Below are 26,678 nucleotides of genomic sequence, written 5' to 3' on the forward strand. Positions count from 1 at the left end.
TTGGTCTATATGAAGGATAAAATCTAGTATAAATTCCATTCTTTTATAGTTGATTTTTTGTAAAAAAGGAAATGATGGGGTATAATACGGACATAATTTGTCCAGAAAAAGAGGTAAAAGAATGGTTAAATGAGTATACGCCCTAGAGTATAGATATAATATCTATATGTTTGTTTGGTAATGTTTGTATAAAGAAAAGCTTTTTGTTATTGTCTTTGGGTTGTTGAGCAATCAAACTACTTAAAGTCAGAATTGCTAAAGTGGAGGCATTAAATCTCAGTATTTTAGGAGAGGAGAGCCCTCGGTATGACAATGAACTTCCTGGCAGACCTTTGTTAATGTTGTAACTGTAGTTCTTATTGAACTCTTTTTTGCATGAAGAGTGATTCGCGTTGCAATCCTGATGAGTGGTAGATTCTGATATCTGATGATTGGATTGATTGTATGATAAAGATGTGTCCATACTTCCCATTTCCGTTTGGAACTCTTGCAGTTCTTTATTAAAGACGGAATGGAGTACAGATATTAGAAAGATACCTAATAACATACAAAATATGTACTTCATCATAATGGTTACAAATGTAGAAACAATTTTTATGAGAAATATATATAAAAGCAAAATTAATAGTTATATGTAATATCATTGTATTTTAATAAAGGAATGACATGCATAAATCTTTTTTTGTCAAACAGTTAGGCTATTTGGTAACTATGTAGTATTTTTGTACCAAATTTTAAAGAATAGATAAAGATGGAATTGCCTAAAGACCCGATGATGTTGTTTAGTGTCATTAATATGAAACTACGTGATTGTTATTCTTCACTTGATGAACTTTGTGAAGATATGCAAGTGGATAAGACTGAACTTGTTAATGCATTAAAGGCTGTAGGATTTGAATATAGTCAGGAATATAATAAGTTTTGGTAATTTTATATTGGAGTTACTGAGTTGACACTAAATAATAGTCTATTTGATGAATATTTTGACAGATAATTATCATTTATAAGTTAATGTCCACTTTCTTAGATAGATATTGTATTAGAAGATAATTACAACTTTCTCTTCATATTTATGTCCCCATGGTGTTCATCAGAAACGATGGGGAGCTTTATAATAAGGCTCTATAAGTTAATAAATACAAAAGACTTTCTTTCAGATTTAACTTCGGCTTCTTTCTTCGTTCTAATCTAACAAAGCCCAGATGAACAGATGATAAACGAAAATAAGATCCGGGAAGCTTGTGCCTCCAATCGCGATAAAGGATTCAAGTTGCTAATGGATAACTTTCAGGAACCGATATATTATTATATCCGACGGATAGTAGTATCTCATGAAGATGCTGAGGATATACTACAGGAAGTCTTTATAAGAGTATTCCGTTACTTGGATCACTTTCGTAATGAAAGCTCATTGAGTACATGGATTTACAAGATTGCTACCAATGAATGTCTTCGTTTTCTTAATGCTCGCAAGGAAGGAGTGATTTCAGCGGAAGAAATACAAGAAGAACTGATTGGTAAATTGAAAGCCTCTGATTATGTAGATTATGAAAATGAATTGGCAGTAAAGTTTCAGGAGGCCATCTTAAGTTTACCGGAAAAGCAACGGCTTGTTTTCAACTTACGTTATTATGACGAATTGGAATATGAAGAAATTGCACGCATTCTAGGTAGTAAGGTGGAAACACTCAAGGTGAATTATCACTATGCAAAAGATAAAATAAAGGAATATATAATAAATAGATGATATCATGGATAAAGATTTTGACTTTGACAATATTGGTAAGCAGACTCCATATCATACTTCTGATAATTTCTTTGAGGAAGTTCAGCAGAAAGTCATGAAACAAACCGGCATTGTACGACGTCGGAAAAGACGTCGCTTGCAAATGGTTGTAGCTACAACATTTGCTGCAGCAGCTGTGTTGGCAGGATTGTTGTTTGTTCCATCATTCCTTCCTGTGGATTCTCCATTGTCAGATACAAATGTATTAGCTATTGATAATGTAACTCTTTCTATCGATCCGGTAGATAACTGGATTAAGAATCTTTCAGATGAGGAGTTGGAAGAGCTCGTCAGCTTCTCTGAGAATGATATATTTTTAAATTAAGTAAGTGAATCAATTAAAAAGTTAGAATTATGAAAAAATTTATGTATGTAGTATTAGCTATGCTGTTAATAGGAAGTCAACTTTCTCTCTCTGCGCAGAATAAAGACAACCAAGAGAAGAAACAACGTCCTACGCCTGAACAAATGATACAGATACAGACCAACCAAATGGTAAGAGCACTGATGCTGGATGATGCCACAGCTGCAAAATTTACTCCTATATATCAGAAATATGTGAAAGAACTGCGTGAATGTCGCATGATGAACATTAAACCTAGAGTGAAGAAAGATGCAACTCAAGATGCTGAGGCTAATAAAACTCCGAAGCCTGCAATGACTGATGCAGATATTGCAAAAATGTTGAAAGACCAATTTACGCAGAGTCGTAAGATGCTAGATATCCGCGAGAAATATTACAATGAATTTAGCAAAATACTTTCTCAGAAGCAGATATTGAAAATATATCAGCAGGAAAAGAGTAATGCAAGTAAATTCAAAAAAGAATTTGATCGTAGAAAAGGGCAGAAATCGGGACAAAAAACCGGTCAAGGAAATCGTCAGAAGCAACAAAAACAGCATGTTCAACGTCATTTACAGAAATAGGTTATTAGGTTTATTATAAATTACTTCTACTAGATCAACACAAGGTGAGCATAGGCAGACATATCTATTCTTTTCAGTTTTGTTTGATTACTATTTATGTGATATTACTGAATAGCGTGGATGTTCATGCTCAGTCCGGTAGGGAGAGTTTTGCCGGACGAGTGGTTGATACAGAAACACAACAACCGGTATCGTTTGCTACGGTCCGGTTGTTGTCATTTTCGGATAGTACGATGCTGGTAGGTGGTGCTACTGATGATAAAGGAATATTTAAACTGACTCCTTTCGAACACAAAACTACAAATGATTCAAAAGAGAAGGTAGATTCTCTGTTTCTACACGTTTCTTTTGTAGGATATAAAACCATTTATCGTACTATCCCTATTTCTTCTAAAATTTCAGTTTCCAATTTAGGGGATATTCATTTGTATCCCGAAGGGTTTATGTTGGGGGAAGCTGTGATTGTCGGACAAGCACCTATGGCTATAACCGAGGGTGATACAACTGTCTTTAACGCGTCTGCCTATCGCACTCCTGAAGGATCGATGTTGGAAGAACTGGTGAAACAACTACCAGGTGCGGAGATAGACGAGGATGGTAAGGTGCTGATTAATGGAAAAGAGGTGAAGAAGTTTCTGGTAGATGGTAAAGAATTCTTTTTCGATGATCCGCAAGCTGCACTCAAAAATCTGCCTGTTGAAATGATAGAGAAGCTGAAAGCCTATGAGCAGAAGTCTGACTTAGCACGTTTGACTGGAATAGATGATGGTGAGGAAGAAATGATTCTCGATCTCTCTGTGAAGAAGAATATGAAACAAGGTTGGAGAGAAAACTTCATGGCAGGAGTGGGGAGTAAGGATCGCTATGAGGTGGCTAACACACTAAACCGTTTTCGTGATAATTCTCAACTGACCATTATCGGAAATTTAAATAATACGAATAATCAAGGTTTTTCGGAACTTCAGAAAGAATCATCCAGTTCTAGTGGTAATGTTCGTGGTAAGAATGGTTTGACCACTTCCCGTTCATTAGGAGTCAATACTACTTATAACTGGAAGAATGTCGAGCTTCGATCAAATATCCAATATATGGGAACGGACCGCTCAGAGGATAGTCGGACGACTATAGATAATTTTCTTCGCCAAGATAAATCAATTACAAATGGTACGAATAGCTCCTATACGAAAAATCATAACTTGGTTGCCAATGCTTATATGGAATGGAAGATAGATACAGTTACCACTTTGATCTTTCGTCCACAATACAATTTCGCCAAGAACAACAGAGAGAATGTAGGTACTCAGGAAGGATGGGGAAATGATGTCTTATTGAATAAAAAAGAATCATCCGGAAGCACCAACAGTTCCCGTTATAATGTGGCAATGATGTTGCAGCTTAGCCGTAAACTCAGTCGTCAGGGAAGAAATATTGCTTTAAAGATAGATTATGGAACCAATGCTTCATCTACTGGTAGAAGAAATCTCTCTACTACACGATATTTTAAAAATAATACAAAAAAGATTCAGAATCAAAAGATAGAAGATGAGGCAGACGGATATAATTATCGATTACAGATGGTTTATGTGGAACCGTTGCTGTGGCTGCATTTTCTTCAATTCCGTTATAGTTATCAATATAAGGTGAACAATTCTGATCGTTTTGTCTACAACTGGGATAAGGAATTAGAAGATTTCACTCCCGATTATGATGAGGATGCGAGTAACTGTTTTGAGAATCAATATAGTAATCATTTGTTAAATCTCTCCGTACGTACCAATCGTAAGAGGTACGATTATAATGTTGGAGCAGATGTAGAGCCACAGAAGTCAGCCAGTCATTCTATTTTGAAGGATGCTCCGGAGAATCAGTTGGAAAGATCAGTCATCAATTTCTCTCCTACTGTTAATTTCCGCTATAAGTTCTCTAAGCGTACTCGTTTGCAGATTGTATATAGAGGAAAAAGTCGTCAGCCTAGTGTTCGTGATCTTCAACCGGTAGTCGATCAGACAAACCCTTTATATATACGTGTTGGAAATCCATCGTTAAAGCCTTCTTACACAAACACGCTTACGATGAGTTTTAATTCCTATAATACGAAAACCCGTCGCAATATGGCTGCTGTTCTTTTGGCAGAAAATACAATGAATAGTGTAACCAATCAGGTGACTTATGACGATGAAACAGGAGTACGGACTACAACCCCCGTCAATATGAATGGAAATTGGCGTGTTTCAGGATCTTTTTCTCTTAATAATCCTTTTAAGAATCGTATTTGGATCTTCCGTAACAATTCTAATTTCCAGTTTAGAAACCAGAATAGCTATACAACGATTAATAAAGAAGCACCTGTAAAAAGCTCCGTACAGCATCTCATGCTGCGAGAACGTTTGCAACTAACCTATCGTACCAAACAAATAGAAGTTTCTGCCAATGCCGGAATACGTTATAATAATTCTTATAATAATGTACGAGAGATGCGGACGGAAACTTATGATTATCAGATGGGGACTACTATGCAGCTCTATTTACCCTGGAATATGGAACTTTATAGTGACCTGAGTTATTTCATACGTGAAGGTTATGGTTACGAAGGACTTGCCCGAGAAAACTATATATGGAATTGTCAATTGACTAAAGCATTCCTGAAAAAGAAACAACTCCTGCTTCGTTTTAAAATCTATGATATTCTCCATCAGAATACTTCCCAGATACGTACGATTACTGCTACGTCTATCCGTGATGCAGATTATAATGCCTTAGGTTCTTACTTTATCGTGCATGCTATAGTACGTTTGAATCTGATGGGTAGGTAGATAGATTTTTCATCTTTTTAATTTAATGTAGAGTAATCGTTGTAGTAAACTCATCTAAAAAATAACTTTTCTCTGAAAACTTCGCTAGGTTTTGATTGTTCTATGTGTCACACGTATTATGTGATTTATCTATGTCGTGTGTGCTGAATAATGAAAAATATGCCGGATGTTTCAATATATAAAACAATTGAAAGATAATAAAAACTGGCGCGACATGAAACTGAAGTTGATTGATGCGCGACTTTACTTTGTCAGTATCTTTGTGGGACTACTGACAGGGCTTATTGCTGCACCTTATCACTATCTACTTCAATTATTCTTTGATTTCCGTCACGATTTCTTTGATTCTCATCCTAAATGGTATTGGTATATTCCTCTTTTCCTGATCATGTGGGGAATACTTATTTTTGTATCCTGGCTGGTGAGAAAAATGCCTTTGATCACAGGTGGAGGCATTCCTCAGACTCGTGGAGTAATTAACGGACGTGTTTCTTACAAACATCCTTTTATTGAATTGGTTTCTAAGTTTGTAGGAGGTATTCTTGCATTAAGTACCGGATTATCATTAGGGCGTGAAGGCCCCTCTGTACAGATCGGTTCTTATGTAGGATGTCTGGTTTCTAAATGGGGACATGTATTGGCAGGTGAACGTAAACAGTTATTAGCTGCCGGTGCAGGTGCCGGATTGGCTGCTGCTTTTTCTGCACCATTAGCCTCTTCGTTATTAGTTATTGAATCTATCGAACGATTTGATGCTCCTAAAACAGCTATTACTACTTTGTTGGCAGGAGTTGTGGCAGGAGGTGTAGCCAGTTGGATGTTTCCAATGAATGCCTATGCACATATAGATGCGATAGTACCGGCTTTGACATTCTGGGGACAAGTGAAGCTTTTCTTGTTGTTGGCTGCTGTTATTTCTATTGCCGGAAAATTATTCTCCTTAGTGACACTCTACTTTAAACGCATATATCCGGCTATCAAACATCCTGTCTATATGAAGATGTTATACCTTCTTTTTATCGCTTATTTAATTTCGATGACTGAAGTCAATTTGACAGGAGGAGGCGAACAGTTTCTACTTTCACAGGCGATGAATCCAGATACACAGATCTTATGGATTACGAGTATGATGATATTACATCTGGTCTTTAGCGTCTTATCTTTTTCTTCCGGTCTGCCCGGTGGAAACTTTATTCCGACATTAGTAACCGGAGGACTCATTGGACAGATTATAGCTCTTATTTTAGTACGCTATGGATTCATCAATTACGAGCATATAAGCTATATAATGCTGATTTGTATGTCCGCTTTTCTGGTTGCCGTCATTCGTACTCCACTGACTGCTATTGTATTGATTACTGAGATTACCAGTCATCTGGAAGTTTTTTACCCTTCAATAGTAGTGGGTGGGCTAACCTACTATTTTACTGAAATGTTGCAAATCAAACCTTTCAATGTGACGCTATATGATGATATGATTCATTCTCCCGTATTTCAGGCAGAAGCCCGTTATACTTTGTCTGTAGAGGTTATGAGTGGTTCTTATTTGGATGGGAAACTTGTTGATGAACTCCGTTTGCCGGAGCGATGCATCATTATCAATATTCATCGTGACCGAAAAAACTGGTCTCCTAAAGCACAGCGATTAATGCCGGGTGATCAGGTACAGATAGAAATGGATGCGCAAGATATAGAGAAACTTTATGAACCGCTAGTCAGTATGGCAAATATTTATTAGTGACTATATTTTTATAGTTATAATTTGAAGAGATTATTATGAATACACTTTGAACTTACATTCAACTCATTACTTGATACACTTGATCTTTAAATAGATACTACTAATAAACCTGCTTTTTAATCAATCTTCAAACCAAAATGCTTCCTCTACATCTTTAATATATTTCTCAATATTCTTATTTCCCTTTTTAGTAACCAAGAATGAGACAGTCAGATGTTCTCCCCATTTTGTCATCATCAAGTCCATCTTATGTGTATATTTCCCCATATATACGGATTTCTTGCTTTTAATGGGATAGGTAATCACGTATTGTGCGTTAAACGTTTCCTTCGCCTTTTCCAGTGGCCACATGGTTATTTTCTTTTTAATCTCTTGTATTTCTTCCTCTGTTATTTCTTTAAATGACATTGGGGTTACATTTAGCTTCTCCCTGAGCCTGCCAAACATATTTGTTGGCAATCTATCGATAGACTTGTTTGGTTTCATTCCCTTTCCTTTTATTATAGGTCTATCTCCACTACATTTGATAAACAATATACATTCTCCATCTTCATGTATCCACTGGGAGGCTATTATACCGCCTGCTGTCCACAATAACTCTTTTGGATTTGGAGGAGTAAAAAGGTTAAATGTTTCAGAGATAATGTATTGTGGAAGCACCTTGTAGGTTAAACCTATGCACTTCGTCTGCCTATCTAGTTCTCCTTTCTCCATATCAGAATCTTTAGGAGCAGGGTTACGTACTTCACCATTTAATATTTTTAGAATATTTTGCTTTGCAAAGTCACTCCTCATGTGGTAACGCGGAGTATTATATTTAAGATATAATCCATCTGACGTGATTGTATCTTTTTGTCCGTAAACAGGGATTAAGTATACAATGATGCATATCATTGATAATAATCTTCTTATATTATTCATGTTTATACATTGTTTTATGCGACCTTTTTGTGGCAAATCAATCTTCAAACCAAAATGCTTCCTCTACATCTTTAATATATTTCTCAATATTTTTATTTCCTTTTTTAGTAACTAAGAATGAGACAGTCAGATGTTCTCCCCATTTTGTCATCATCAAGTCCATCTTATGTGTATATTTCCCCATATATACGGATTTTTTGCTTTTAATGGGATAGGTAATCACGTATTGTGCGTTAAACGTTTCCTTCGCCTTTTCCGGTGGCCACATGTTTATTTTCTTTTTAATCTCTTGTATTTCTTCCTCTGTTATTTCTTTAAATGACATTGGGGTTACATTTAGCCTCTCCCTGAGCCTGCCAAACACATTTGTTGGCAATCTATCGATAGACTTGTTTGGTTTCATTCCCTTTCCTTTTATTATAGGTCTATCTCCACTACATTTGATAAATAATATACATTCTCCATCTTCATGTATCCATTGGGAGATTATTATACTACATGCCGTCCACAATAATTCTCTTGGATTTAACGGAGGTTCATTAAGATAAAAGGTTTCAGAAATAATATACTGCGGAAGCGCCTTGTAGGTTAAACCTATGAGTTTTGTCATTCGAGATAGTTCCCCTTTCTCCATATCAGAATCTTTAGGAGCAGGGTTACGTATTTCACCATTTAATATTTTTAGAATATTTTGCTTTGCAAAGTCACTCATGTGGTAACGTGGAGTATTATATTTAAGATATAATCCATCTGACGTGATTGTATCTTTTTGTCCGTAAACAGGGGCTAAGTATACAATGATGCATATCATTGATAATAATCTTTTTATATTATTCATGTTTATACATTTTTTTATGCGACCTTTTTGTTTCAAATCAATCTTCAAACCAAAAGCTTTTTCTACATCTTTGATATATTTTTCAATATTCTTATTTCCCTTTTAGTAACCAAGAATGAGACAGTCAGTCTTTCTCCCCATTTTATCATCATTAAGTCTAGTTTATGTATATATTTACCCATATATATGGATTTTTTGCTTTTAATGGGATAGGTAATCACATATTGTGCGTTAACCGTTTCCTTTGCCTTTTCCGGTGACCACATGTTTATTTTCTTTTTAATTTTTTGCATTTCCTTTTCTGTTGGATAATAGGTCAGGAAGGGACCTATTTTTAAGACATGCTTTATGTAGTTGAAATGAGCTTTTGGCAAATCGTTGATAGCCTTGTTGGGGCTTGGTGTAATTCCCCCACATTTTAAAAATAGTATGCATTCATCATCTTTGTGTATCCATTGGGAAGTTATTGCATTTCCTACTGTCTTAAGCAACTCTAATGGATTTGGTGGATAGCGAAGGCCAAATTGTTCAGAAATAATATACTGTGGGAGATGTTTGTAAGTTAAACCTATACGTTTTGTTTCTCTATCTAATTCTCCTCTTATCATATCTGAATCATTGGGAATAGAAACTTGGATGTCTTTATTCTTTATCAATTCTTTTATAGTTGGTTTAACACCACTTACTCGATAACATGCAGAATTATATTTCAGATATAATCCATCTGCTGTTAGTGTATCTCTTTGTCCGTATGCAGGAATTAAGTATGCGATGATGCATATTATTGATAATAATCTTCTTCTTATATTATTCATAACTTTAGAAAATGTTAAATTTTTATTGTATAGGACATTGGTGCTACGGATATAATTAACTTGTTATAAGATTACTTATATATAATACTTGTATCCAAAACTAAGAGCATCCAAGCTTCTAGTTGTAATAAATGCTTTTTTATTTATTAAATTAGCCATAGTAACTACTACTGCTTCCATAGTTACTGCTTCCATAGTTACTGCTACTATTGCTTCCATCACTACTGTTACCAACAGTAAAAGATTCTATCCAAGCGTCTTTCGGAACATTATATATCGCCTTTTGTTGCGGGTCATAAACCTGTATTGTTGGAATACCGTTTTTATCCCAAAAATCTTTTTGGTATATCGCTACATGCGTTGTACTTCCTACTATCAGCCCTGGAACTTTTTGGGATCAAACTGAACAACTAAATATTGTGTCTTACTATCTGTATAACTTGTATCACTACTATTATTGTAGTTATTATTAATATATTCTCTCATCTGATTAGTATCCAATCCTACACCATCTTTTCTTTTATTCAGATCCACGCCAGAACCAAAATAAGCTTCAGCATAGCTATTGGCATCAGATTCAGAGTAAGAACTACCACCACTCTCTATATATGCGATACATCTCCAAAAGCAGTCGTTACTATATCCTCCGACAATACTTCTTAAAAGCTCTCCATCAATAACCGACATTTCAGCCTGTATCAAATCAAAATCCAACCTTCTTAGTTTTCTTTCTTTTTTCATAATATTGATTTTTTAGCTCCAAAAACATTACCAGACACTTATGTCCGGCTTATTTTCAGTTGTTTATAGTTAACTTTATAAATGTTTTTATAATCGTGTTCAGTAAGTATCTTATTTGCCTATGCTCTATCCTGTAGCGATACTTCTAATTAAAATCTTCTGAAACCACGATAAACAAAGCATTTCGAAGAACGAAGTTTATCTTTTTGGTTATCTCTTGATGATAACAATAAACAAATGTAAACATTCTTTTTGAAATATCGTCAATCTGTTTGTGTGTTTAAAAACATAGTCTGAAAATTTCTTTTCTAGTTTAAAAGGGATATTTTTGCAATAAAAAAGATCATACAATGAAATTAATATCTTTTCCTCACGAATATCAGATGGATGCCAAGGATTGAGGACCGGCTTGTTTAAAAATTATTGTAAAGTATTACGGCAAATACTACTCCTTACAATATCTGCGTGATTTATGCGGCATTACTCGTGAAGGCGTTTCATTTCACGACATTAGCTATGCAACCGATAAAATCGGGCTGCGATCGATATCCGTCACCGCTTCTATTGATGAATTCCTTTTTAAGTTACCCCTTCCTTGTATTGCCCATTGGAATGATGACCATTTTATTGTTGTATATAAAACTTCAAAGACTAAAATATATGTTTCCGACCCAGCCAAAGGTCTGATTTCATATACCCACGATGAATTCAAAGCTAAATGGTATAAAAAAGATAAAACAGTTGGTATGCTGATGGCTTTGACTCCGATGGCGAATTTTCATCAGATAGAAGCCCATGAAAAGATCGAAAGATTCAAAAGTTTTGAAAACCTTCTAGGTTACTTTACTCCTTACAAAAAAGCTTTCGGAATTTTCTTTCTCATCATGCTTATTGCTACCATCCTGCAAACTTTTCTTTCTTTTATATCTAAAACGGTAACTGACACCGAAATTTGAACTCGAGACATTAATTTTGTCTACATGATATTAGCGGCTAATATTGCATTGATTGAGCATCGCCCTGTCCAATGTTTTTCGGGATTGGACACAAAGCAGTAACAATACCTAACTTGTATTAGGGATATACCTGATGACTAAAATAGCATGGTTGAGAAGCGTTTATTCAACGCTTCTCAACCATGCTATTTCTTCCTTCCATTTTGTTTCGTCCGGTGTTTCAAGTATAAGTGGCATATTATCGAATCTCGGATCTTTCATCAATTTCTCAAAGAATGGTTTACCAATCAGACCTTCGCCGATGCTGTCATGACGGTCTACATGAGTACCCAATCCTTTTTTTGAATCATTCAGGTGCATACCACGAAGATAATTAAAACCTACTACCTTATCAAATTCATCGAAAACTTTATCATAATCGGTCAGAAAGTCATATCCTGCGGTAAAAGTATGGCATGTATCCAGACAGATTCCGACGCGGCTTTTATCTTCTACATGGTCAATGATATACTTTAATTGCCAGAATTCATTTCCTAGATTACTGCCTTGACCAGCTGTGTTTTCAATAACAGCAGTTACTCCCTTGGTTTTTGCCAAGGCTAAATTGATACTTTCCGCAATACGTGATAAGCAGTCTTCTACAGAGATTTTTTTGAGATCACTGCCGGGATGAAAATTGAGTAATTTCAATCCGAGTTGTTCGCAACGTTGCATCTCGTCCAGAAAAGCTGCGCGGCTTTTCTCTAATCCTTCTTCTTCGGGATGTCCCAGATTGATGAGGTAGCTGTCATGTGGGAGGATATACTCCGGTTGGAAACCGAATTTTTCACAATTTTCTTTGAAAAGTCGGATACTTTCTTCAGTTAAAGGCTTACTCACCCATTGACGCTGGTTTTTTGTGAATAAGGCAAAAGCATTTGCTCCTATCTCATGTGCATTGATCGGAGCGAATTCCACACCACCGGACGCGCTGACATGCGCTCCTATTTTTTTATTTCCTATCATTTTTTTATCAATTAAGTTGGATTATAATAGTAACAAATTTCGTGCCGAATTGGTTATTATGATGGATGCCTGATCAATGCCTGAGTTTGATGGAGTTCATACATAAAATATGAATACTTATTGGTTATTCCGTGATTGATTATTTCTTCTTTCACAGGCTATTAATAAATAAATTCCTTTCTACTAAGACCAAACTTCCTTTTCTTTAATAGTAAACTTTTTCTTATCAAAGAACAATCTATAAACGCAAGTTCCGTTTATATAAACAAAACTTTTGATTATATAAACGGAACTTGCGTTTATACAACCAAAACTTACGTTTATAGTTTATATCAAATAGAAAATAACTTTTCTATTAAAGAAAAGGAAGTTTGGTCTTAGTAGAAAGGAATTTATCTATTAATACTTTAGCAGTCAAGTAATATAGCTAATAGATCATGGAAAATATCTATTTTGAGTAATGGTGATAGGTGATAGATCGGGTGATAGGTTTATAAAGCAACCTATCACCTCTGAATTGCCGATAAATAGGCTGATTCAGAAGGATGGTGATAGGTTGATAGAGAAAATGATGTTTTTTGTTAGGAGGGGATAGAAAGGAAAATAAATGGGAATTAACTTCAGGATTCCTGAATATAAAATGACCTCTATTACAAATTGTAGTAGAGGCCATTCTTTAAAGCTCTGAAAGAGAGTCTTTTATTTGGCTAGATCACCTATTTCTTCAAGATTCTGCTGAATATCTTCATCTGTAAGAGAATAGTTTATCAGATCTCCCGCAAGATACTTGTCGTATGATGCCATGTCAATCAGTCCATGGCCGGATAAGTTGAACAGGATTACTTTTTCTTCACCTTTTTCTTTGCAAGCATTTGCTTCACGGATAGCAGCAGCAATAGCATGGCAAGATTCCGGAGCAGGAATAATACCTTCTACTTGTGCAAACAGACAACCGGCTTCGAATGATTCCAATTGTTGAATATCAACAGCTTCCATCAATTTGTCTTTTAATAATTGAGAAACAATGACGCCTGCGCCATGATAACGAAGACCACCGGCGTGAATATGTGCCGGAGCAAAATTATGTCCTAAAGTGAACATAGGAAGTAGCGGAGTATATCCGGCTTCATCACCAAAATCATATTGGAATTTACCTCTGGTCAGCTTAGGGCAGGAAGCAGGTTCAGCAGCAACGAAACGCGTTTTCTTACCATCCAGTATATTATGACGCATGAATGGGAAAGAGATTCCTCCGAAATTGGAACCACCTCCGAAACATCCGATCACTACATCCGGATATTCGCCGGCCATTTCCATCTGTTTCTCAGCTTCCAGACCAATAATGGTTTGATGCAGTGTAACGTGGCTGAGTACGGATCCAAGTGTATATTTACAGTTGGGAGTTTGTTGAGCCAATTCAATAGCTTCTGAGATAGCAGTTCCTAATGACCCTTGGTAGTTAGGATGGGCAGTCAGAATATTTTTTCCGGCACGTGTAGACATAGATGGGGAAGGAGTAACTTGGGCTCCGAATGTCTGCATGATACTACGGCGATATGGTTTTTGTTCATAACTGATTTTAACCTGGTAAACGGCAGCTTCCAGGCCAAACACTTTTGCAGCATATGAAAGGGCTGCTCCCCATTGTCCGGCACCTGTCTCTGTGGTAATATTGGTTACACCTTCTTTTTTGCAATAATAAGCTTGTGCTAATGCTGAATTCAATTTATGAGAACCAATCGGGCTGACACTCTCATTTTTGAAATAAATATGTGCAGGAGTTCCAAGTGCTTTTTCCAGACCATAAGCACGTACAAGTGGAGTGCTACGATAATATTTATACATTTCACGTACTTCTTCTGGTATTTCAATCCATGCGTCAGTCTGGTTCAACTCTTGACGACACAACTCCTCTGCGAAGATAGGATACATATCTTCAGCTTTTAGCGGTTGTTTAGTTGCAGGGTGTAATGGTGGCATGGGTTTGTTTATCATGTCAGCCTGAATATTATACCAATAATGTGGAATTTCCTCTTCCGGCAGGATGTACCTCTTTTTTTTGTCACTCATAATATTGTGGTTTTTTAGTTTTCCGTTGCCAAATGTAGATAAAATTTTTAAGATGCAGATAATTATGTCAACAAAGAATCGGTTTTGTTTGTTATTTTAGTTAAGTTTGCACGACATAGAAAATAAAATGATATGAAGATCTATCATAAGTTTTTATTATATCAGAACAAATTGCTGAAACCTTATATACGTTTTCTCTTAGGGTTGGTAGAGGCATTGACATATTTGGCGTCACTTTTGCTGATAGCTGGAGTTGTTTATGAACATGGTTTTCCACTTTCAAACGGAGAAGTAGAACAGATTCAAGTTCTTTATAAGATTGTCTGGGTTGTATTCTTGGTAGATGTAACTTTACATATTTTATTAGAGTATAGAGACACAAGGAAGAAGTACCGAAGGTTGGCGTGGATTATGAGTTGGTTGCTATATCTGACTTTGATTCCGGTCATCTTTCATCGCCCCGAAGAAGAAGGGGCAATTCTACAATTATGGCAATTTCTGGATGGAAAGTTTTATCATCTGGTATTATTGTTGATTTTCTCTTTTTTGAATTTATCCAATGGGTTGGTTCGTTTGCTAGGACGGCGTACAAATCCTTCTTTGATTTTGGCTGTCAGTTTTTTGGCTATCATTTTGGTAGGTACAGGGCTGCTGATGCTTCCTCGTTGTACAGTAAATGGTATTACTTGGGTTGATTCTTTATTTACGGCTACCAGTGCAGTATGTGTGACAGGACTTGTTCCGGTAGATGTATCATCTACGTTTACTCCGGGAGGGTTTGTGGTTATTATCCTTCTTATCCAGGTTGGAGGATTGGGTGTAATGACACTGACCAGTTTCTTTGCCATGTTTTTTATGGGGAACACTTCTTTGTATAATCAGCTTGTAGTGCGTGATATGGTTAGCTCTAACTCAATAGGTTCTTTACTGTCTACCTTATTGTATATATTAGGATTTACGTTAGTCATTGAAGGAGTAGGGATGATATCCATCTTGTTTAGTATTCATGGTACATTGGGAATGGATTTTCAGGAAGAACTGGCTTTCTCTGCTTTTCATTCGATTTCTGCTTTCTGTAATGCCGGTTTTTCTACTTTACCGGGTAATCTGGGAAATCCGATGTTGATGACAAATCATAATTGGCTATATATTTCCGTTTCATTCCTGATTATTTTGGGAGGAATCGGTTTCCCGATTCTGGTTAATTTTAAACATATCATTATCTATCACTTAGGCCGTTTTTGGTATTTCTTGAAAACGCGTAAGTTTGCAAAATATAAGATGCATCATCTTTATAATCTTAACACAAAGATTGTTTTGATTATGACGTTCTTGTTACTTGTGTTCGGTACATTGGCTATTGCATTTTTCGAATGGAACGGTTCTTTTGCAGGGATGTCTGTTGCGGATAAATGGACACAAGCTTTTTTTAATGCGTCTTGTCCGCGAACAGCGGGATTTACCAGTGTCGATTTAGCTACGTTGAGTGTACAGTCTTTATTGGTTTATTTGGCTTTGATGTGGGTCGGAGGTGGAGCTCAATCTACTGCCGGTGGTGTGAAAGTGAATGCTTTTGCTGTAGTTGTATTAAATCTGGTGGCTGTTATAAAGGGATCGGAACGGGTAGAGGTATTTGGTCGGGAACTCTCTTATGATTCTATCCGTCGTTCCAATGCAACAGTGGTTATGTCGTTAGGAGTCTTGTTTCTCTTTATATTTATTTTAAGTATACTTGAGCCGGGAGTTTCGGTGATGGCATTGACTTTTGAATGTGTGTCCGCTCTTAGTACCGTTGGGTCCAGCTTGAATCTGACTCCCAATTTGTGTGATGCAAGTAAGTTATTGGTAGCTTTACTAATGTTTATCGGTCGGGTAGGGCTAATAACGTTAATGTTGGGAATTATCAAACAGAAGAAGAATACAAAATATCGTTATCCGAGTGATAACATCATAATAAACTAAAGGTATGAAATACATTATTATTGGTTTAGGAAATTATGGTCACGTGTTAGCTGAAGAATTGTCGGCATTGGGGCATGAAGTTATTGGTGCAGATATTAGCGAAAGTCGGGTAGATGCAATAAAGGATAAGATTGCTACAGCTTTTATCATTGATGCTACGGATGAACAAGCATTGTCTGTGCTTCCATTGAATAGTGTGGACATTGTTATCGTTGCAATCGGAGAAAATTTTGGAGCTTCCATACGTGTGGCAGCATTACTGAAACAGAAAAAAGTACCTCATATATATGCTCGTGCCATAGATGCGGTACATCGGTCAGTGCTTGAGGCTTTTAGTTTGGAGAAAATCCTTACTCCGGAAGAGGATGCTGCACGTAGCTTGGTGCAAGTACTCGATTTTGGAGCCAATATGGAAGCTTTTCGTATTGATGCGGAATATTATGTGGTGAAATTTACTGTTCCGGAAAAGTTTGTGGGATACTTTGTGAATGAATTGAATCTGGATGAGGAATTTCATTTGAAACTGATCGGGTTGAAACGTGCGGATAAAGTAACCAATTGTTTAGGTGTTTCTTTGATGGAACTTCATGTGAAAAATGAACTTCCGGCAGACGAGAAGGTACATGAAGGTGATGAATTAGTCTGCTACGGTAAATATCATGATTTTCAGGCTTTCTGGAAAGCTATCTGATGAATGTATGAGATGAGCATCTCAAGTATTACTGCATGCTCATCTCATACATTTAAGTATTATAGGATACGAAAATGAATGATGCTTATATAAGATGTTGATCCTATATGCACTGAAGACGAATACTAGTTGCTTTTATTCCACTAGCTTTAGCATTCAGTATTGTTTCTCCTGTTGTTTCTCCTGCTTGAACAATAACTGTCAGCATTCCACTAAATGCGTGCATTTTAGGAAAATGAAACAAATCCAGACAGGTTGCGTCTCCATTGGCAGCTGCACGGAACTTCCCTGCACCTTTTACAGAGAAGTTTATCAGTCGATTGTCGAGAGGACATAAGTTCCCATCTTTATCTACCACTTTCACAGTGACATAGGCAAGATCTTTGCCATTGGCTGTTAGTGTCTGACGATTGCTTATTAATTCCAGATGATGTGGTTTTCCGGCTGTGCGGATACTTTTTTCAGCGACAGCTTTTCCTGTTTCATCATAAGCGATTACTTTCACTTCTCCCGGTTCGTAAATTGCATTCATCCACATCAGACGGTAGCGTTTTTTTAGCGAACTATTATTTTTGCTTTGTTTGCCATAACTTTTGTTATTGATAAATAATTCGGCAGTAGGATAGTTGGTATATACAAATACGGGTGTTACTTCTCCTTCGCGTCCCGGCCACGTCCAATGAGGTAAGATATGAAGCGTTTCGGCTTTTTTGTTCCATATACTGCGATAAAGATAATAACGGTCTTTTGGCAGACTGGCGAGATCGATGATTCCGAACATGGAACTATGACTGGGCCATGACTCGGAGTCATAAGGTGAAGGTTCTCCCAAATAATCGAATCCTGTCCAAACAAATTGTCCAAGAGTCCAATGATTATCATCTGCCAATGCGAAATCTTCGTCGGGAATGTTCGAATGGAAACAAGCTTCTACATCGTAAGAAGAACACTGATGATCATCATACCTGGCTCCTTTCTTTTCTTCCACTGGAAATTTATATACTCCTCTTGAACTGACGGTAGAGGCTGTCTCACTTCCGAGAATTAGATTTTGGGGAAGTTTGTTGTATGCTTCTTTATAACGTCCGGTACGATAATTGAAACCGGGAATGTCAATCATGGCAGCAAAACCGTTGGAAAGGACACAACTAACCTGATCCATACCGCAGGTAACAGGACGGGTAGGGTCCTCCCGGTGGCAAATGTCTTGTAAGAACTTGGCAACTTTATATCCTTGAGGATTACATTGAGTAGGAACCTCGTTACCAATACTCCACATAACGACACAGGGATTGTTTCGGTAATTATGAAGCATATTTACCATATCCCGTTCTGCCCATTCATTGAAGAAACGGTGATAACCGTTCTCACATTTGGCGATATCCCATTCGTCAAAAGGTTCTATCATCATCATGAATCCCATTTCATCGCAAAGCTCAACGAGTTCGGGGGCAGGCATATTGTGAGAAGTACGGATAGCGTCACATCCCATATCTTTCAAGATCGTTAATTGGTGGCGAAGTGCTGCTACATTGATAGCCGATCCTAGTGGACCTAAGTCATGATGATTGCATACTCCTTGAAATTTGCGATGATTTCCGTTCAAGTAAAATCCCTTGTCCGCAACGTATTCAATCTTCCGGATACCGAATCGGGTAGTGTAAGCGTCTACCAATCTCCCGTTTACATAAATCTCAGAGACAGCTTTATAAAGTGCCGGACTTTCCGGAGACCAGAGTTGTGGAGCATTTACGATGAAGTTTTGTTCGAAGGGTTGTTCATTATTAATTAGGCTTTTATTTTCTTTTTGCGCTACCACTTTACCGTCTGGTGAGATAATCTTTGTTTCCATTTGTATTTCATCATTTCCGGCATTCTCAATTTTTGTTCTCAACCGTACGGAAGCAAACTCTTTGCTTATATGAGGAGTGGATAACTGAGTTCCCCAGACGGGTACGTGCACTTTTTCCGTAACGATGAGGTGCACGTTGCGGTAAAGCCCTGCTCCCGGATACCAGCGTGAAGACTGCGGACGGTTTTCCAGACGTACAGCCAACGTGTTGTTCTTTCCATCCTTATTTAAAAAAGAAGTAACGTTGCAATGAAAAGAGTTGTAACCGAAAGGCCAGAAACAAACCTCTTTACCATTAACATAAATATGTGCTTCGCTCATTGCTCCATCGAAAAGAAGATTGACTTCTTTATCGGCAGGAGCATCGAACCGGGTACGATACCATCCGATTCCTTGGTGTGGAAGCCCTCCGGTACGACCTGTTTTTATGGAAGCTTTCGTTTCCAGATTTTGTGTGATGGCTACATTCTGTAGGTCATTACTTCCATCGAAAGGTCCATAAATGGCCCAATCATGTGGAATAATGACTGATTCCCACTGAGAATCATTATAGTCAGTATGTCTAGCTTCGGGAAAATCTCCTTTGGTAAACATCCAGTTTTTTTCGAGTAAAGTTTCTGTGCGTTGAGCTTGCAACAGGCAAGTAACGCTTAGCAGGAATACAGTAAGTAACTGTTTTGTGTATTTCATAATCATTCTGTTTTCTTGATTACAAATGTAGGAAAAAAGTAAGTTATACTTGTAAATCTCCCCTTCTTTTTGTTCCTTTGCCTTATAAATTATAAATAAATAATTTGAAGATGAAAAAGTTTATTTATCTGCTTATGCTACCAATGCTTGTAGCGTTGGTAGCTTGCGGTGGTAAGAGTGGAAATGCGGATAAAAGTTCAAATATGGCGTTGCAGGATAGTGTGGATGCTCATGGAATACAACGTATGCAGGCTTCTAAAACAGAAGTCGATATCAAGTATAAGGATAAAGACTATAGCTCTTATGTTTACCGTACTCCTGATGAAAGTTTACCTCATGTAAAGAATGAAATGGGGGATACGTACGTTGATAATAAAATTGTGGTACGTTTGACACGCGGAGGTACAACTGTATTTGATAAGACATTTACGAAAAACGATTTTTCTTCTGTAGTAGATGCAGATTTCTTATCAAAATCAATGCTTGAGGGGATTGTATATGATAAGATTACTCCGCAAGGTTTTGTTTATGCGGCAAGTGTATGTTATCCGCAAACAGATTACTATATTCCACTTTCTATTACGATAACTGCTGATGGTAAAATGATCATTGAAAAGGTGGATTTACTAGAAGAAGATTATAGTGAAGAAGTACCCAAGAATTAGCCTTTTTGACAACTTAAGATTAAGAACTGCTTGCTGTGATGTATATAAAATATAAATTGCTATGTAGTTAGGCATCCGGATTCTTTTATTTAGGACTTTGATGATGAAAGTTAAAGAAATTAAAAAAGAATCTCTTCCCTTATTATTCCCAAATCTTTCCAGAATCTGTATCGTTATTTGCAGTATAAACCATTCAGGTATAGTATTAACACTAAAAAATAACGATTATGAAGAAAATTTTATCTTTGCTTGTGTTGGCTATTGTAGCCGTACAGTTTTCATTTGCCGGTGATGTGATAACAAAAGACATGAACCAGTTGCCGCTTCCGGCACGTAATTTTATTAATCAACATTTTACTAAGCCTCAGGTAGCACATATTAAGATTGATAAGGATATGTTGGAGGCTACGAAATATGAAGTTTTGTTGATGGATGGTACTGAAATCGATTTCGATAGTAAAGGGAATTGGGAAGAAGTAAGTGCGAAGAAAGGAAAGCTTCCTGAAAGTGTAATACCTGCATTTGCTGCTAATTATTTGAAAGCACACAATTTTGCTAACGAAGGTGTGCAGAAAGTAGAGCGTGACCGTAAGGGATATGAAATAGAATTGTCTACGGGCGTTTCTTTTAAGTTTGATAAGAGAGGAAGGTTCGTGAAAGCGGACGATTAAGCAAAAACAATAACCTAAACCGAGGATGTAATTATGTTGAGATTTAAATTTAGCGCATGGGCGATAGTATGTATGTTGGTTGCCTTTTCATTCTGTGCGTGTAGTGACGATGATGAGAATGATGATACACTCGTACCACCTTCCAATATTGTGGAAGCTTTAAAGCAATTATATCCGAGTGCCCAAAATATAGAATGGGAAATGAAAGGCGTTTATTATGTAGCCGACTGTTGGTTGAGTGGTGATGAATTGGATGTCTGGTTTGATGCAAATGCCAATTGGCTTATGACGGAAGTTGAATTAGATAACATTAACCAATTAGTACCCGCAGTCTATACAGCTTTTATAAACTCTAACTATAATTCTTGGGTAGTGACAGATGTGTATGTATTGACGTTCCCACAAAGTCCGATGGAATCTGTTGTTCAGGTAAAACAAGGAGAGCAACGCCATGCATTGTACTTTACTCAAGATGGTGGACTAGTTCATGATAAGGATATCAGTAATGGAGATAATACCAATTGGCCTCCGGCTTTACCCAGACAGTAATAAAAGTATATTGTATTGTTTGTATTAGGATGCTTTAAAATATAAATTGCGAAGCAAATAAAAAGTCCGAGCTTTTTCAGGTTCGGACTTTAAAATAAATAATAGCAGAATAGTCTTTGAGGAAGTCTCGATCAGGATGTTACACTAATCAAGCAAGAGCTGCAAAACCGGTTCCTATCAGATTTGCGTTATTCATATTGCTGATATGCACTTCTATGTCCTTCAATCCAAATTCATCGAGAAGCTCCTGTAGTTTTTCCATCACAAGAATATTATAATTTTTATCTTTCCTGTTTTCACTCCAAAAGAGACTACCTTCGGCAACCAGACAAATCTTTCGTGTATCTTCATTATATGATTTCAACAATAGGATCAGACCTGCGAGTGAGGCAGCAACTAATTGTGCAGATCTGTTATAAATCCAATGTGCTACTTGTACATATACTTCTTTGTGGATATCCGGATAATTCATGATAGCAGTCAGCTTTTGTGCATCGAACTTCTCCTCGAACTCATCCAAAGGAAACGTTGCCTTCAGAATATCTCCCAGATACATGCCGGACACCGCTTTTTCAAAACGTTGTTTTCCTAGGTTCCCGAAAATTGTATCGACTGTATCATCGACTGTAGTCAGGAATGGAGGGTAAAAATTACCTGATTCTAAATTTACTGGAATCAGCCCTTGTACATTATATGCAGGATTTAGTTTTTTTATCTTGTCAGCCGGAATAAAAGTCGCCATATTTGTACCTGTACCGACTATCAAGCCTATATAAGCGTCATAGCTGCTATCGGTAAGACCGGCAAATAAACTGGCTATGGTATCATTCAGTACTTTAATACCTGTAAATTTGATTTTATTTTTTTTATTCAGATAATCGAGAAGGGGTTTACCTATAAATTGTCCGATCATCTCTTTAATATCTACTCCTTTTGTCCAACGTAATAATTTTGCATCTCCTCCAAGTACAGACTCGGTAGGGTAAGAAAAACAATAGCCAATAGGCATTTCTTCTTCACGCTTTATTCCTACAATCATATCGCTTAACTCTCTGAACAGTTTTTCACGTGTAAATCCTGGTGATTTCATGATCGACATATCCTTTTTCCAGCCATTGTCGGGATGTATAGTTGGTGCTCCTTTACCGAAATCAACAATTGCTACTCTGTAGTTAGTTCCTCCCAAGTCGAGAACCAGCGCTTTTCCATTGATACCTTTGGCCTTAGGCGTGATAAACGTAGGAATACACTGTATTTCCATATTATCGGCATTTAATCCTTCTTCAACTTTTTCCCGGAATGAATGAGCTATCGTTTTGAGCTGATCATTATCCAACATAAAAATGTTTTTCTCCATGTGATTGATTTTTTAATGTATAGTTTATCCTTATTGATGAATAACAATCAAGAATCAAAATTTGATCAAACTGGTGCAAAAATGAACAAATCTATTATGCTCTGTTGTCAGTTATTTCAATTGTTATAATGAATATTAGGCATTTAGCCTTCCTTATCTGCGAAAGAAATTGTAACTTTGCCATAATTAAAAAAGAAAGTGATATGGAACAAACGGACAAATATATTCGTTTCGACTGGGCCATCAAAAGATTGCTTCGTCAGAAGGCTAATTTTGATGTATTAGAAGGTTTCCTCACCGTGCTTTTAGGCGAAGCGGTGACAATCATCGAAATACTGGAAAGTGAAAGTAACCAGCAAATGGCTGATGATAAATTCAACCGTGTGGATATCAAAGCCAAAAACGATAAGGATGAAATCATTATCATTGAGGTTCAGAACACACGCGAGCTTTACTATCTCGAGCGTATTCTTTATGGAGTGGCAAAAGCTATCACCGAACATATCTCGCTTGGTGCACGCTATTATGAAGTGAAAAAGATTTATTCAATTAGCATCTTATACTTTGATATTGGCAAAGGGGATGACTATTTGTACCACGGTCAGAACAACTTCATCGGAGTACACACGAGCGACCGCCTTGAAGTGACTACCAAAGAGAAAGATGCGCTGGTGCATAAACTCCCTGCCGAAGTCTTTCCCGAGTATTTCCTCATTCGGGTGAATGAGTTCAATAAAGTAGCTGTTACCCCTCTGGAAGAATGGGTAGAATATCTGAAAACAGGTTGTATCCGTTCTGACACTAAAGCTCCGGGACTAAAAGAAGCTCGTGAGAAACTTATATATTATAATATGTCAAAGGTGGAACGCCAGGCTTATGATGAACACTTAAGTGCTATCATGATACAAAATGATGTGTTGGACGGAGCGAAACTGGAAGGACGTACAGAAGGACGTGCAGAAGGACGTGCAGAAGGACGTGTTGAAGGACGTGTTGAAGGACGTGCAGAAGGAGTTCTGGAGGTTGCTCGTAACATGAAAAAGTTGGGACTTTCCACTGATATTATTATACAAAGTACCCAATTATCAGAAACAGAGATAGAGAGTTTATAAAGTAATATTAATTTAGTAGAATATCCTTCTTTTCTATTCCTTATTAATGAAAATAGAAAAGATGGATATTCTTAATTTATAGAACTTGTATATTCATTTATTCCCTTTCAGGCGTTTTGACTCATAACGGTATAATAATAACATGATCTTGGGATGTAGTGTTCAATAATTTGTTGAGTAAATAGTCTTGTCTCTCGAAGGGGCAAAGAATGTATATAATAAGGCAAGAATATATGTCAAACAGAGAATATATGTAATAATACAAAATCTTTGATTGTATTTAACTTGTGTAAGAACTCTGTAAACATTCTATCAGAACAAAACTATTCGTCTGTGTGTTAATAATCTCCCCAAATAGTTACTAATAGTAAGAAAGGACGTTTGTTATGGCACGAAAAAATGTAGAATTTGTGATGACACCGGGTGAAGTACATTGGGTAGGAGATGGTTTCAGGGTACATAATTTTATTCCCAGTCGCTTCCACTTGGAGAGAGAACGTATGGATCCATTTATCCTGTTGGACTATAATTCAGAGTATGAGTTTGCACCGGCTCCTGAACCTATGGGCGTGGGAGTGCATCCGCACAGAGGTTTTGAAACTGTTACTATTGCCTATAAAGGTAAAGTAGAACATCACGATAGCTATGGAGGAGGGGGCGTTATCGGTGAGGGAGATGTGCAATGGATGACTGCTGCCAGCGGAGTACTTCATAAAGAATTCCATGAGAAAGAATGGAGTGAGCAAGGTGGGTTATTTCAAATGGTACAACTTTGGATAAATCTTCCGGCAAGGTTTAAGATGGGACGCCCACGTTATCAGGCTATTCATAATTCCGATATGGTAAAAGTGGAGTTACCGGGAAATGCTGGTTTCGTAGAAGTAGTAGCCGGAGAATATGAAGGGAAAAAAGGACCTGCGAGTACATTCAGTCCGGTAAATCTAATGAATGCCCGGTTGAATAAGGGTGGAAAGGCGGAGTTTACTTTTCCGGCAAATTATAATACTGCATTATTGGTGATTAAAGGGGTATCTTTATTAATGAGAATGAAGAAGCTCCTGTAGATCATTTTGTTCTTTTCGAGAATAAGGGAGAAAGCTTTGAGATTGAAGCGATCGAAGAGGCTGTGGTGCTTGTGATGAGTGGAGAACCTCTGAATGAACCTATTGTAGCGCATGGACCTTTTGTGATGAATACCAAGCGTGAAATTATACAAGCTTTTGATGATTTTAATCAGGGAAAGTTTGGGTATCTAAAAGATTAATTTTTATAAAATCCTGTCTGAAAGAAATAGATAGAATAAAGTAGGTGAAAGGAAAATTCGGCTTGACTGTATTATCTATTCACTTTATTATTTTAATTGATTTTATATATTATCTTTGTGAATCAATCAAAACTAGACGTTATGAATATAAGAAAGTATCTTTGGGTAATAAGTCTGACATTCGGGTTATACTCTTGTGAAAAATCGGACACTATCATTGGATCCGGAGCCGAACATGAAACAGAACAATTTGTAATTGAGGACAAAGATCCCGCCGAAGCCTACTATCGGGAATATATAGGAGGTATTAATGAAGAATGTAATGCACTCGGATATGGATATGATGTGACAGGCGAATATCTGTCTCCACAATCTATAAGGAAGCAAGTATTGGATATTGCAGGTTATAAAGAAATCGAGCCTGAACGGATAACTGAGGGAACTGCTTCTCATGGTTATGCTGAATACCACTATGGAAGTACTTTTTCTGATTATTTAAAAGATATAATGAGCAGTTCGGGGGTAACAGATAGCTTTAGGCATGAGGATGAAACCAGTATATTAAATACTTATCTATATTTTGTCGGAAATTTTGCCAATCACCAATATCTCCAGAGTCAGTATTCCCATTCCGATCAGTACTCTTTCGCAAGTATGGAGATCCTGCAACAGAGTAAGCATATTCATATAAACGATCAAGTTAGCAGCATGTTGGAATTCTTATCTAAAGACTTTCTGGAAGATTTGGATAAATATTCGGCTGATAAGATAGTAGAAATGTATGGAACTCACGTGCTAATGGATATCTGTCTTGGTGGACGATATAAATTAATATATAGATCAGCAATAGAGGAGAAAGAGTATTTTACAAATAAGGCGTATATTATAAAACGTGAATTCAATACACTTTTATCAAAGATTGGCTTTTTGATACTAACAAGCAATATACAGACTGATGAAGAATTTAATCTCAATAAGCAAAACAAAGATCTATATGTACAATTGTATCTAGAGGATGGAATCATGTCTTTTAAGTATGATTTGGAGGATGGTATACCTACATACGAAGATATCCGGAAATGGGGAGATGAAACACTAGGCGTAGAGACACAACTTACCCGAATAAATTGGGCAGAAAGCTATCCTCTTTATGAATTTATACCTGATCCAGTGAAGAAAAATGATATAAAGTCTGCGGTAGAATCCTATATAAGGATGTCTAAAGACAAACTATAGATCACCATTAGGGTAT

The 26,678-nt window shown here is 36.9% G+C and carries 26 protein-coding genes; 16 read left to right on the top strand and 10 right to left on the bottom strand.

The features are described from left to right. Positions 1 to 142: 142 nt before the first annotated feature. Complete coding sequence (locus EJF25_RS21650; RefSeq protein ID WP_125042689.1) at positions 143 to 568, bottom strand: DUF8440 family protein; 426 nt, start codon at positions 566 to 568, stop codon at positions 143 to 145. A gap of 183 nt (positions 569 to 751) precedes the next feature. Between EJF25_RS21650 and EJF25_RS21655 the strand changes: the two genes are divergently transcribed. The 6 genes from EJF25_RS21655 to EJF25_RS21680 all read left to right on the top strand — a co-directional run bounded on the left by EJF25_RS21655 (position 752) and on the right by EJF25_RS21680 (position 7,264). Continuing rightward, a complete protein-coding gene (locus EJF25_RS21655; RefSeq protein WP_125041069.1) occupies positions 752 to 928 on the top strand; it encodes a DUF4250 domain-containing protein in 177 nt (58 codons plus the stop codon). Positions 929 to 1,210: 282 nt separating this feature from the next. Then, positions 1,211 to 1,747: an RNA polymerase sigma factor gene (locus EJF25_RS21660; RefSeq protein WP_125041068.1), complete on the top strand. Its 537-nt coding sequence runs from the start codon at positions 1,211 to 1,213 to the stop codon at positions 1,745 to 1,747. Positions 1,748 to 1,751: 4 nt separating this feature from the next. Next, positions 1,752 to 2,111, top strand: a complete 360-nt coding sequence (locus EJF25_RS21665; protein WP_125041067.1) for a hypothetical protein — start codon at positions 1,752 to 1,754, stop codon at positions 2,109 to 2,111. A 29-nt stretch (positions 2,112 to 2,140) separates the two neighbouring features. Further along, positions 2,141 to 2,713, top strand: a complete 573-nt coding sequence (locus EJF25_RS21670; protein ID WP_370685717.1) for a DUF4890 domain-containing protein — start codon at positions 2,141 to 2,143, stop codon at positions 2,711 to 2,713. A gap of 44 nt (positions 2,714 to 2,757) precedes the next feature. After that, complete coding sequence (locus tag EJF25_RS21675; RefSeq protein WP_125042690.1) at positions 2,758 to 5,526, top strand: outer membrane beta-barrel protein; 2,769 nt, start codon at positions 2,758 to 2,760, stop codon at positions 5,524 to 5,526. A 166-nt stretch (positions 5,527 to 5,692) separates the two neighbouring features. Next, on the top strand, positions 5,693 to 7,264 hold the full coding sequence (locus EJF25_RS21680; RefSeq protein WP_125042691.1) for a ClC family H(+)/Cl(-) exchange transporter: 1,572 nt from the start codon (positions 5,693 to 5,695) through the stop codon (positions 7,262 to 7,264). Between the two features lie 123 nt (positions 7,265 to 7,387). Here EJF25_RS21680 and EJF25_RS21685 read toward each other — a convergent pair whose 3' ends face one another. From EJF25_RS21685 to EJF25_RS21700, 5 genes are all read right to left on the bottom strand, one after another. Further along, positions 7,388 to 8,188: a hypothetical protein gene (locus EJF25_RS21685; RefSeq protein ID WP_125042692.1), complete on the bottom strand. Its 801-nt coding sequence runs from the start codon at positions 8,186 to 8,188 to the stop codon at positions 7,388 to 7,390. A gap of 37 nt (positions 8,189 to 8,225) precedes the next feature. Further along, on the bottom strand, positions 8,226 to 9,026 hold the full coding sequence (locus EJF25_RS21690; RefSeq protein ID WP_125042693.1) for a hypothetical protein: 801 nt from the start codon (positions 9,024 to 9,026) through the stop codon (positions 8,226 to 8,228). A 62-nt stretch (positions 9,027 to 9,088) separates the two neighbouring features. After that, positions 9,089 to 9,841 (bottom strand): hypothetical protein, encoded by a 753-nt coding sequence (locus EJF25_RS21695; protein WP_125042694.1) that lies wholly within the window; start codon positions 9,839 to 9,841, stop codon positions 9,089 to 9,091. 75 nt (positions 9,842 to 9,916) lie between these two features. Continuing rightward, positions 9,917 to 10,060, bottom strand: coding sequence for a hypothetical protein (locus tag EJF25_RS24975; protein ID WP_160119437.1), 144 nt, complete (start codon positions 10,058 to 10,060; stop codon positions 9,917 to 9,919). A gap of 156 nt (positions 10,061 to 10,216) precedes the next feature. Next, entirely contained in the window at positions 10,217 to 10,582 is a 366-nt protein-coding gene (locus EJF25_RS21700) for a hypothetical protein (protein WP_125042695.1), read from the bottom strand. Between the two features lie 461 nt (positions 10,583 to 11,043). Between EJF25_RS21700 and EJF25_RS26830 the strand changes: the two genes are divergently transcribed. Next, the gene (locus tag EJF25_RS26830) at positions 11,044 to 11,538 is read left to right on the top strand and encodes a cysteine peptidase family C39 domain-containing protein (protein ID WP_502697246.1); all 495 of its coding nucleotides are present in this window, start codon (positions 11,044 to 11,046) and stop codon (positions 11,536 to 11,538) included. Positions 11,539 to 11,700: 162 nt separating this feature from the next. On the opposite strand, the gene nfo is transcribed toward EJF25_RS26830, so the two are convergent. Together nfo and EJF25_RS21715 are read right to left on the bottom strand one after the other, a co-directional pair. Further along, positions 11,701 to 12,543, bottom strand: coding sequence for a deoxyribonuclease IV (nfo, locus tag EJF25_RS21710; protein ID WP_125042696.1), 843 nt, complete (start codon positions 12,541 to 12,543; stop codon positions 11,701 to 11,703). A 699-nt stretch (positions 12,544 to 13,242) separates the two neighbouring features. Then, positions 13,243 to 14,613: a TrpB-like pyridoxal phosphate-dependent enzyme gene (locus EJF25_RS21715; protein WP_125042697.1), complete on the bottom strand. Its 1,371-nt coding sequence runs from the start codon at positions 14,611 to 14,613 to the stop codon at positions 13,243 to 13,245. 132 nt (positions 14,614 to 14,745) lie between these two features. Between EJF25_RS21715 and EJF25_RS21720 the strand changes: the two genes are divergently transcribed. Both EJF25_RS21720 and EJF25_RS21725 read left to right on the top strand, forming a co-directional pair. Beyond that, complete coding sequence (locus EJF25_RS21720; protein WP_125042698.1) at positions 14,746 to 16,575, top strand: TrkH family potassium uptake protein; 1,830 nt, start codon at positions 14,746 to 14,748, stop codon at positions 16,573 to 16,575. A gap of 4 nt (positions 16,576 to 16,579) precedes the next feature. After that, a complete protein-coding gene (locus EJF25_RS21725; RefSeq protein WP_125042699.1) occupies positions 16,580 to 17,266 on the top strand; it encodes a potassium channel family protein in 687 nt (228 codons plus the stop codon). Between the two features lie 103 nt (positions 17,267 to 17,369). Here the strand turns inward: EJF25_RS21725 and EJF25_RS21730 are convergent, their stop codons facing one another. Continuing rightward, on the bottom strand, positions 17,370 to 19,814 hold the full coding sequence (locus EJF25_RS21730; protein WP_125042700.1) for a glycoside hydrolase family 2 TIM barrel-domain containing protein: 2,445 nt from the start codon (positions 19,812 to 19,814) through the stop codon (positions 17,370 to 17,372). A gap of 104 nt (positions 19,815 to 19,918) precedes the next feature. Here EJF25_RS21730 and EJF25_RS21735 point away from each other — a divergent pair, with 104 nt between their 5' ends. From EJF25_RS21735 to EJF25_RS21745, 3 genes are all read left to right on the top strand, one after another. After that, complete coding sequence (locus EJF25_RS21735) at positions 19,919 to 20,473, top strand: DUF4738 domain-containing protein (RefSeq protein ID WP_125042701.1); 555 nt, start codon at positions 19,919 to 19,921, stop codon at positions 20,471 to 20,473. A gap of 227 nt (positions 20,474 to 20,700) precedes the next feature. Continuing rightward, positions 20,701 to 21,144, top strand: coding sequence for a PepSY-like domain-containing protein (locus EJF25_RS21740; protein ID WP_125042702.1), 444 nt, complete (start codon positions 20,701 to 20,703; stop codon positions 21,142 to 21,144). 33 nt (positions 21,145 to 21,177) lie between these two features. After that, positions 21,178 to 21,693 (top strand): PepSY-like domain-containing protein, encoded by a 516-nt coding sequence (locus tag EJF25_RS21745; protein ID WP_125042703.1) that lies wholly within the window; start codon positions 21,178 to 21,180, stop codon positions 21,691 to 21,693. A 148-nt stretch (positions 21,694 to 21,841) separates the two neighbouring features. Here EJF25_RS21745 and EJF25_RS21750 read toward each other — a convergent pair whose 3' ends face one another. Further along, positions 21,842 to 23,050 (bottom strand): hexokinase family protein, encoded by a 1,209-nt coding sequence (locus EJF25_RS21750; RefSeq protein ID WP_125042704.1) that lies wholly within the window; start codon positions 23,048 to 23,050, stop codon positions 21,842 to 21,844. A gap of 203 nt (positions 23,051 to 23,253) precedes the next feature. Here EJF25_RS21750 and EJF25_RS21755 point away from each other — a divergent pair, with 203 nt between their 5' ends. From EJF25_RS21755 to EJF25_RS21765, 4 genes are all read left to right on the top strand, one after another. Continuing rightward, entirely contained in the window at positions 23,254 to 24,162 is a 909-nt protein-coding gene (locus EJF25_RS21755) for an Rpn family recombination-promoting nuclease/putative transposase (protein WP_125042705.1), read from the top strand. 386 nt (positions 24,163 to 24,548) lie between these two features. Next, the gene (locus EJF25_RS21760) at positions 24,549 to 25,226 is read left to right on the top strand and encodes a pirin family protein (RefSeq protein WP_306308340.1); all 678 of its coding nucleotides are present in this window, start codon (positions 24,549 to 24,551) and stop codon (positions 25,224 to 25,226) included. Continuing rightward, complete coding sequence (locus EJF25_RS26395; protein WP_306308341.1) at positions 25,199 to 25,426, top strand: pirin-like C-terminal cupin domain-containing protein; 228 nt, start codon at positions 25,199 to 25,201, stop codon at positions 25,424 to 25,426. Before EJF25_RS21760 ends, EJF25_RS26395 begins: the two co-directional genes overlap by 28 nt. A gap of 141 nt (positions 25,427 to 25,567) precedes the next feature. Further along, positions 25,568 to 26,662 carry an MAC/perforin domain-containing protein gene (locus EJF25_RS21765; protein WP_125042706.1) on the top strand — a complete coding sequence of 365 codons (1,095 nt, stop codon included), beginning with the start codon at positions 25,568 to 25,570 and terminating at the stop codon, positions 26,660 to 26,662. Positions 26,663 to 26,678 lie beyond the last annotated feature (16 nt).

The organism is Bacteroides faecalis (genome assembly GCF_003865075.1).
Lineage (GTDB): Bacteria > Bacteroidota > Bacteroidia > Bacteroidales > Bacteroidaceae > Bacteroides > Bacteroides faecalis.

Coding starts and splice junctions, on each gene's coding strand:
- EJF25_RS21650 (WP_125042689.1), bottom strand. CDS start 568: ATGATGAAGTACATATTTTGTATGTTATTAGGTATCTTTCTAATATCT.
- EJF25_RS21655 (WP_125041069.1), top strand. CDS start 752: ATGGAATTGCCTAAAGACCCGATGATGTTGTTTAGTGTCATTAATATG.
- EJF25_RS21660 (WP_125041068.1), top strand. CDS start 1,211: ATGATAAACGAAAATAAGATCCGGGAAGCTTGTGCCTCCAATCGCGAT.
- EJF25_RS21665 (WP_125041067.1), top strand. CDS start 1,752: ATGGATAAAGATTTTGACTTTGACAATATTGGTAAGCAGACTCCATAT.
- EJF25_RS21670 (WP_370685717.1), top strand. CDS start 2,141: ATGAAAAAATTTATGTATGTAGTATTAGCTATGCTGTTAATAGGAAGT.
- EJF25_RS21680 (WP_125042691.1), top strand. CDS start 5,693: ATGTTTCAATATATAAAACAATTGAAAGATAATAAAAACTGGCGCGAC.
- EJF25_RS21685 (WP_125042692.1), bottom strand. CDS start 8,188: ATGAATAATATAAGAAGATTATTATCAATGATATGCATCATTGTATAC.
- EJF25_RS21690 (WP_125042693.1), bottom strand. CDS start 9,026: ATGAATAATATAAAAAGATTATTATCAATGATATGCATCATTGTATAC.
- EJF25_RS21695 (WP_125042694.1), bottom strand. CDS start 9,841: ATGAATAATATAAGAAGAAGATTATTATCAATAATATGCATCATCGCA.
- EJF25_RS24975 (WP_160119437.1), bottom strand. CDS start 10,060: ATGGAAGCAATAGTAGCAGTAACTATGGAAGCAGTAACTATGGAAGCA.
- EJF25_RS21700 (WP_125042695.1), bottom strand. CDS start 10,582: ATGAAAAAAGAAAGAAAACTAAGAAGGTTGGATTTTGATTTGATACAG.
- nfo (WP_125042696.1), bottom strand. CDS start 12,543: ATGATAGGAAATAAAAAAATAGGAGCGCATGTCAGCGCGTCCGGTGGT.
- EJF25_RS21715 (WP_125042697.1), bottom strand. CDS start 14,613: ATGAGTGACAAAAAAAAGAGGTACATCCTGCCGGAAGAGGAAATTCCA.
- EJF25_RS21720 (WP_125042698.1), top strand. CDS start 14,746: ATGAAGATCTATCATAAGTTTTTATTATATCAGAACAAATTGCTGAAA.
- EJF25_RS21725 (WP_125042699.1), top strand. CDS start 16,580: ATGAAATACATTATTATTGGTTTAGGAAATTATGGTCACGTGTTAGCT.
- EJF25_RS21730 (WP_125042700.1), bottom strand. CDS start 19,814: ATGATTATGAAATACACAAAACAGTTACTTACTGTATTCCTGCTAAGC.
- EJF25_RS21735 (WP_125042701.1), top strand. CDS start 19,919: ATGAAAAAGTTTATTTATCTGCTTATGCTACCAATGCTTGTAGCGTTG.
- EJF25_RS21740 (WP_125042702.1), top strand. CDS start 20,701: ATGAAGAAAATTTTATCTTTGCTTGTGTTGGCTATTGTAGCCGTACAG.
- EJF25_RS21745 (WP_125042703.1), top strand. CDS start 21,178: ATGTTGAGATTTAAATTTAGCGCATGGGCGATAGTATGTATGTTGGTT.
- EJF25_RS21750 (WP_125042704.1), bottom strand. CDS start 23,050: ATGGAGAAAAACATTTTTATGTTGGATAATGATCAGCTCAAAACGATA.
- EJF25_RS21755 (WP_125042705.1), top strand. CDS start 23,254: ATGGAACAAACGGACAAATATATTCGTTTCGACTGGGCCATCAAAAGA.
- EJF25_RS21760 (WP_306308340.1), top strand. CDS start 24,549: ATGGCACGAAAAAATGTAGAATTTGTGATGACACCGGGTGAAGTACAT.
- EJF25_RS21765 (WP_125042706.1), top strand. CDS start 25,568: ATGAATATAAGAAAGTATCTTTGGGTAATAAGTCTGACATTCGGGTTA.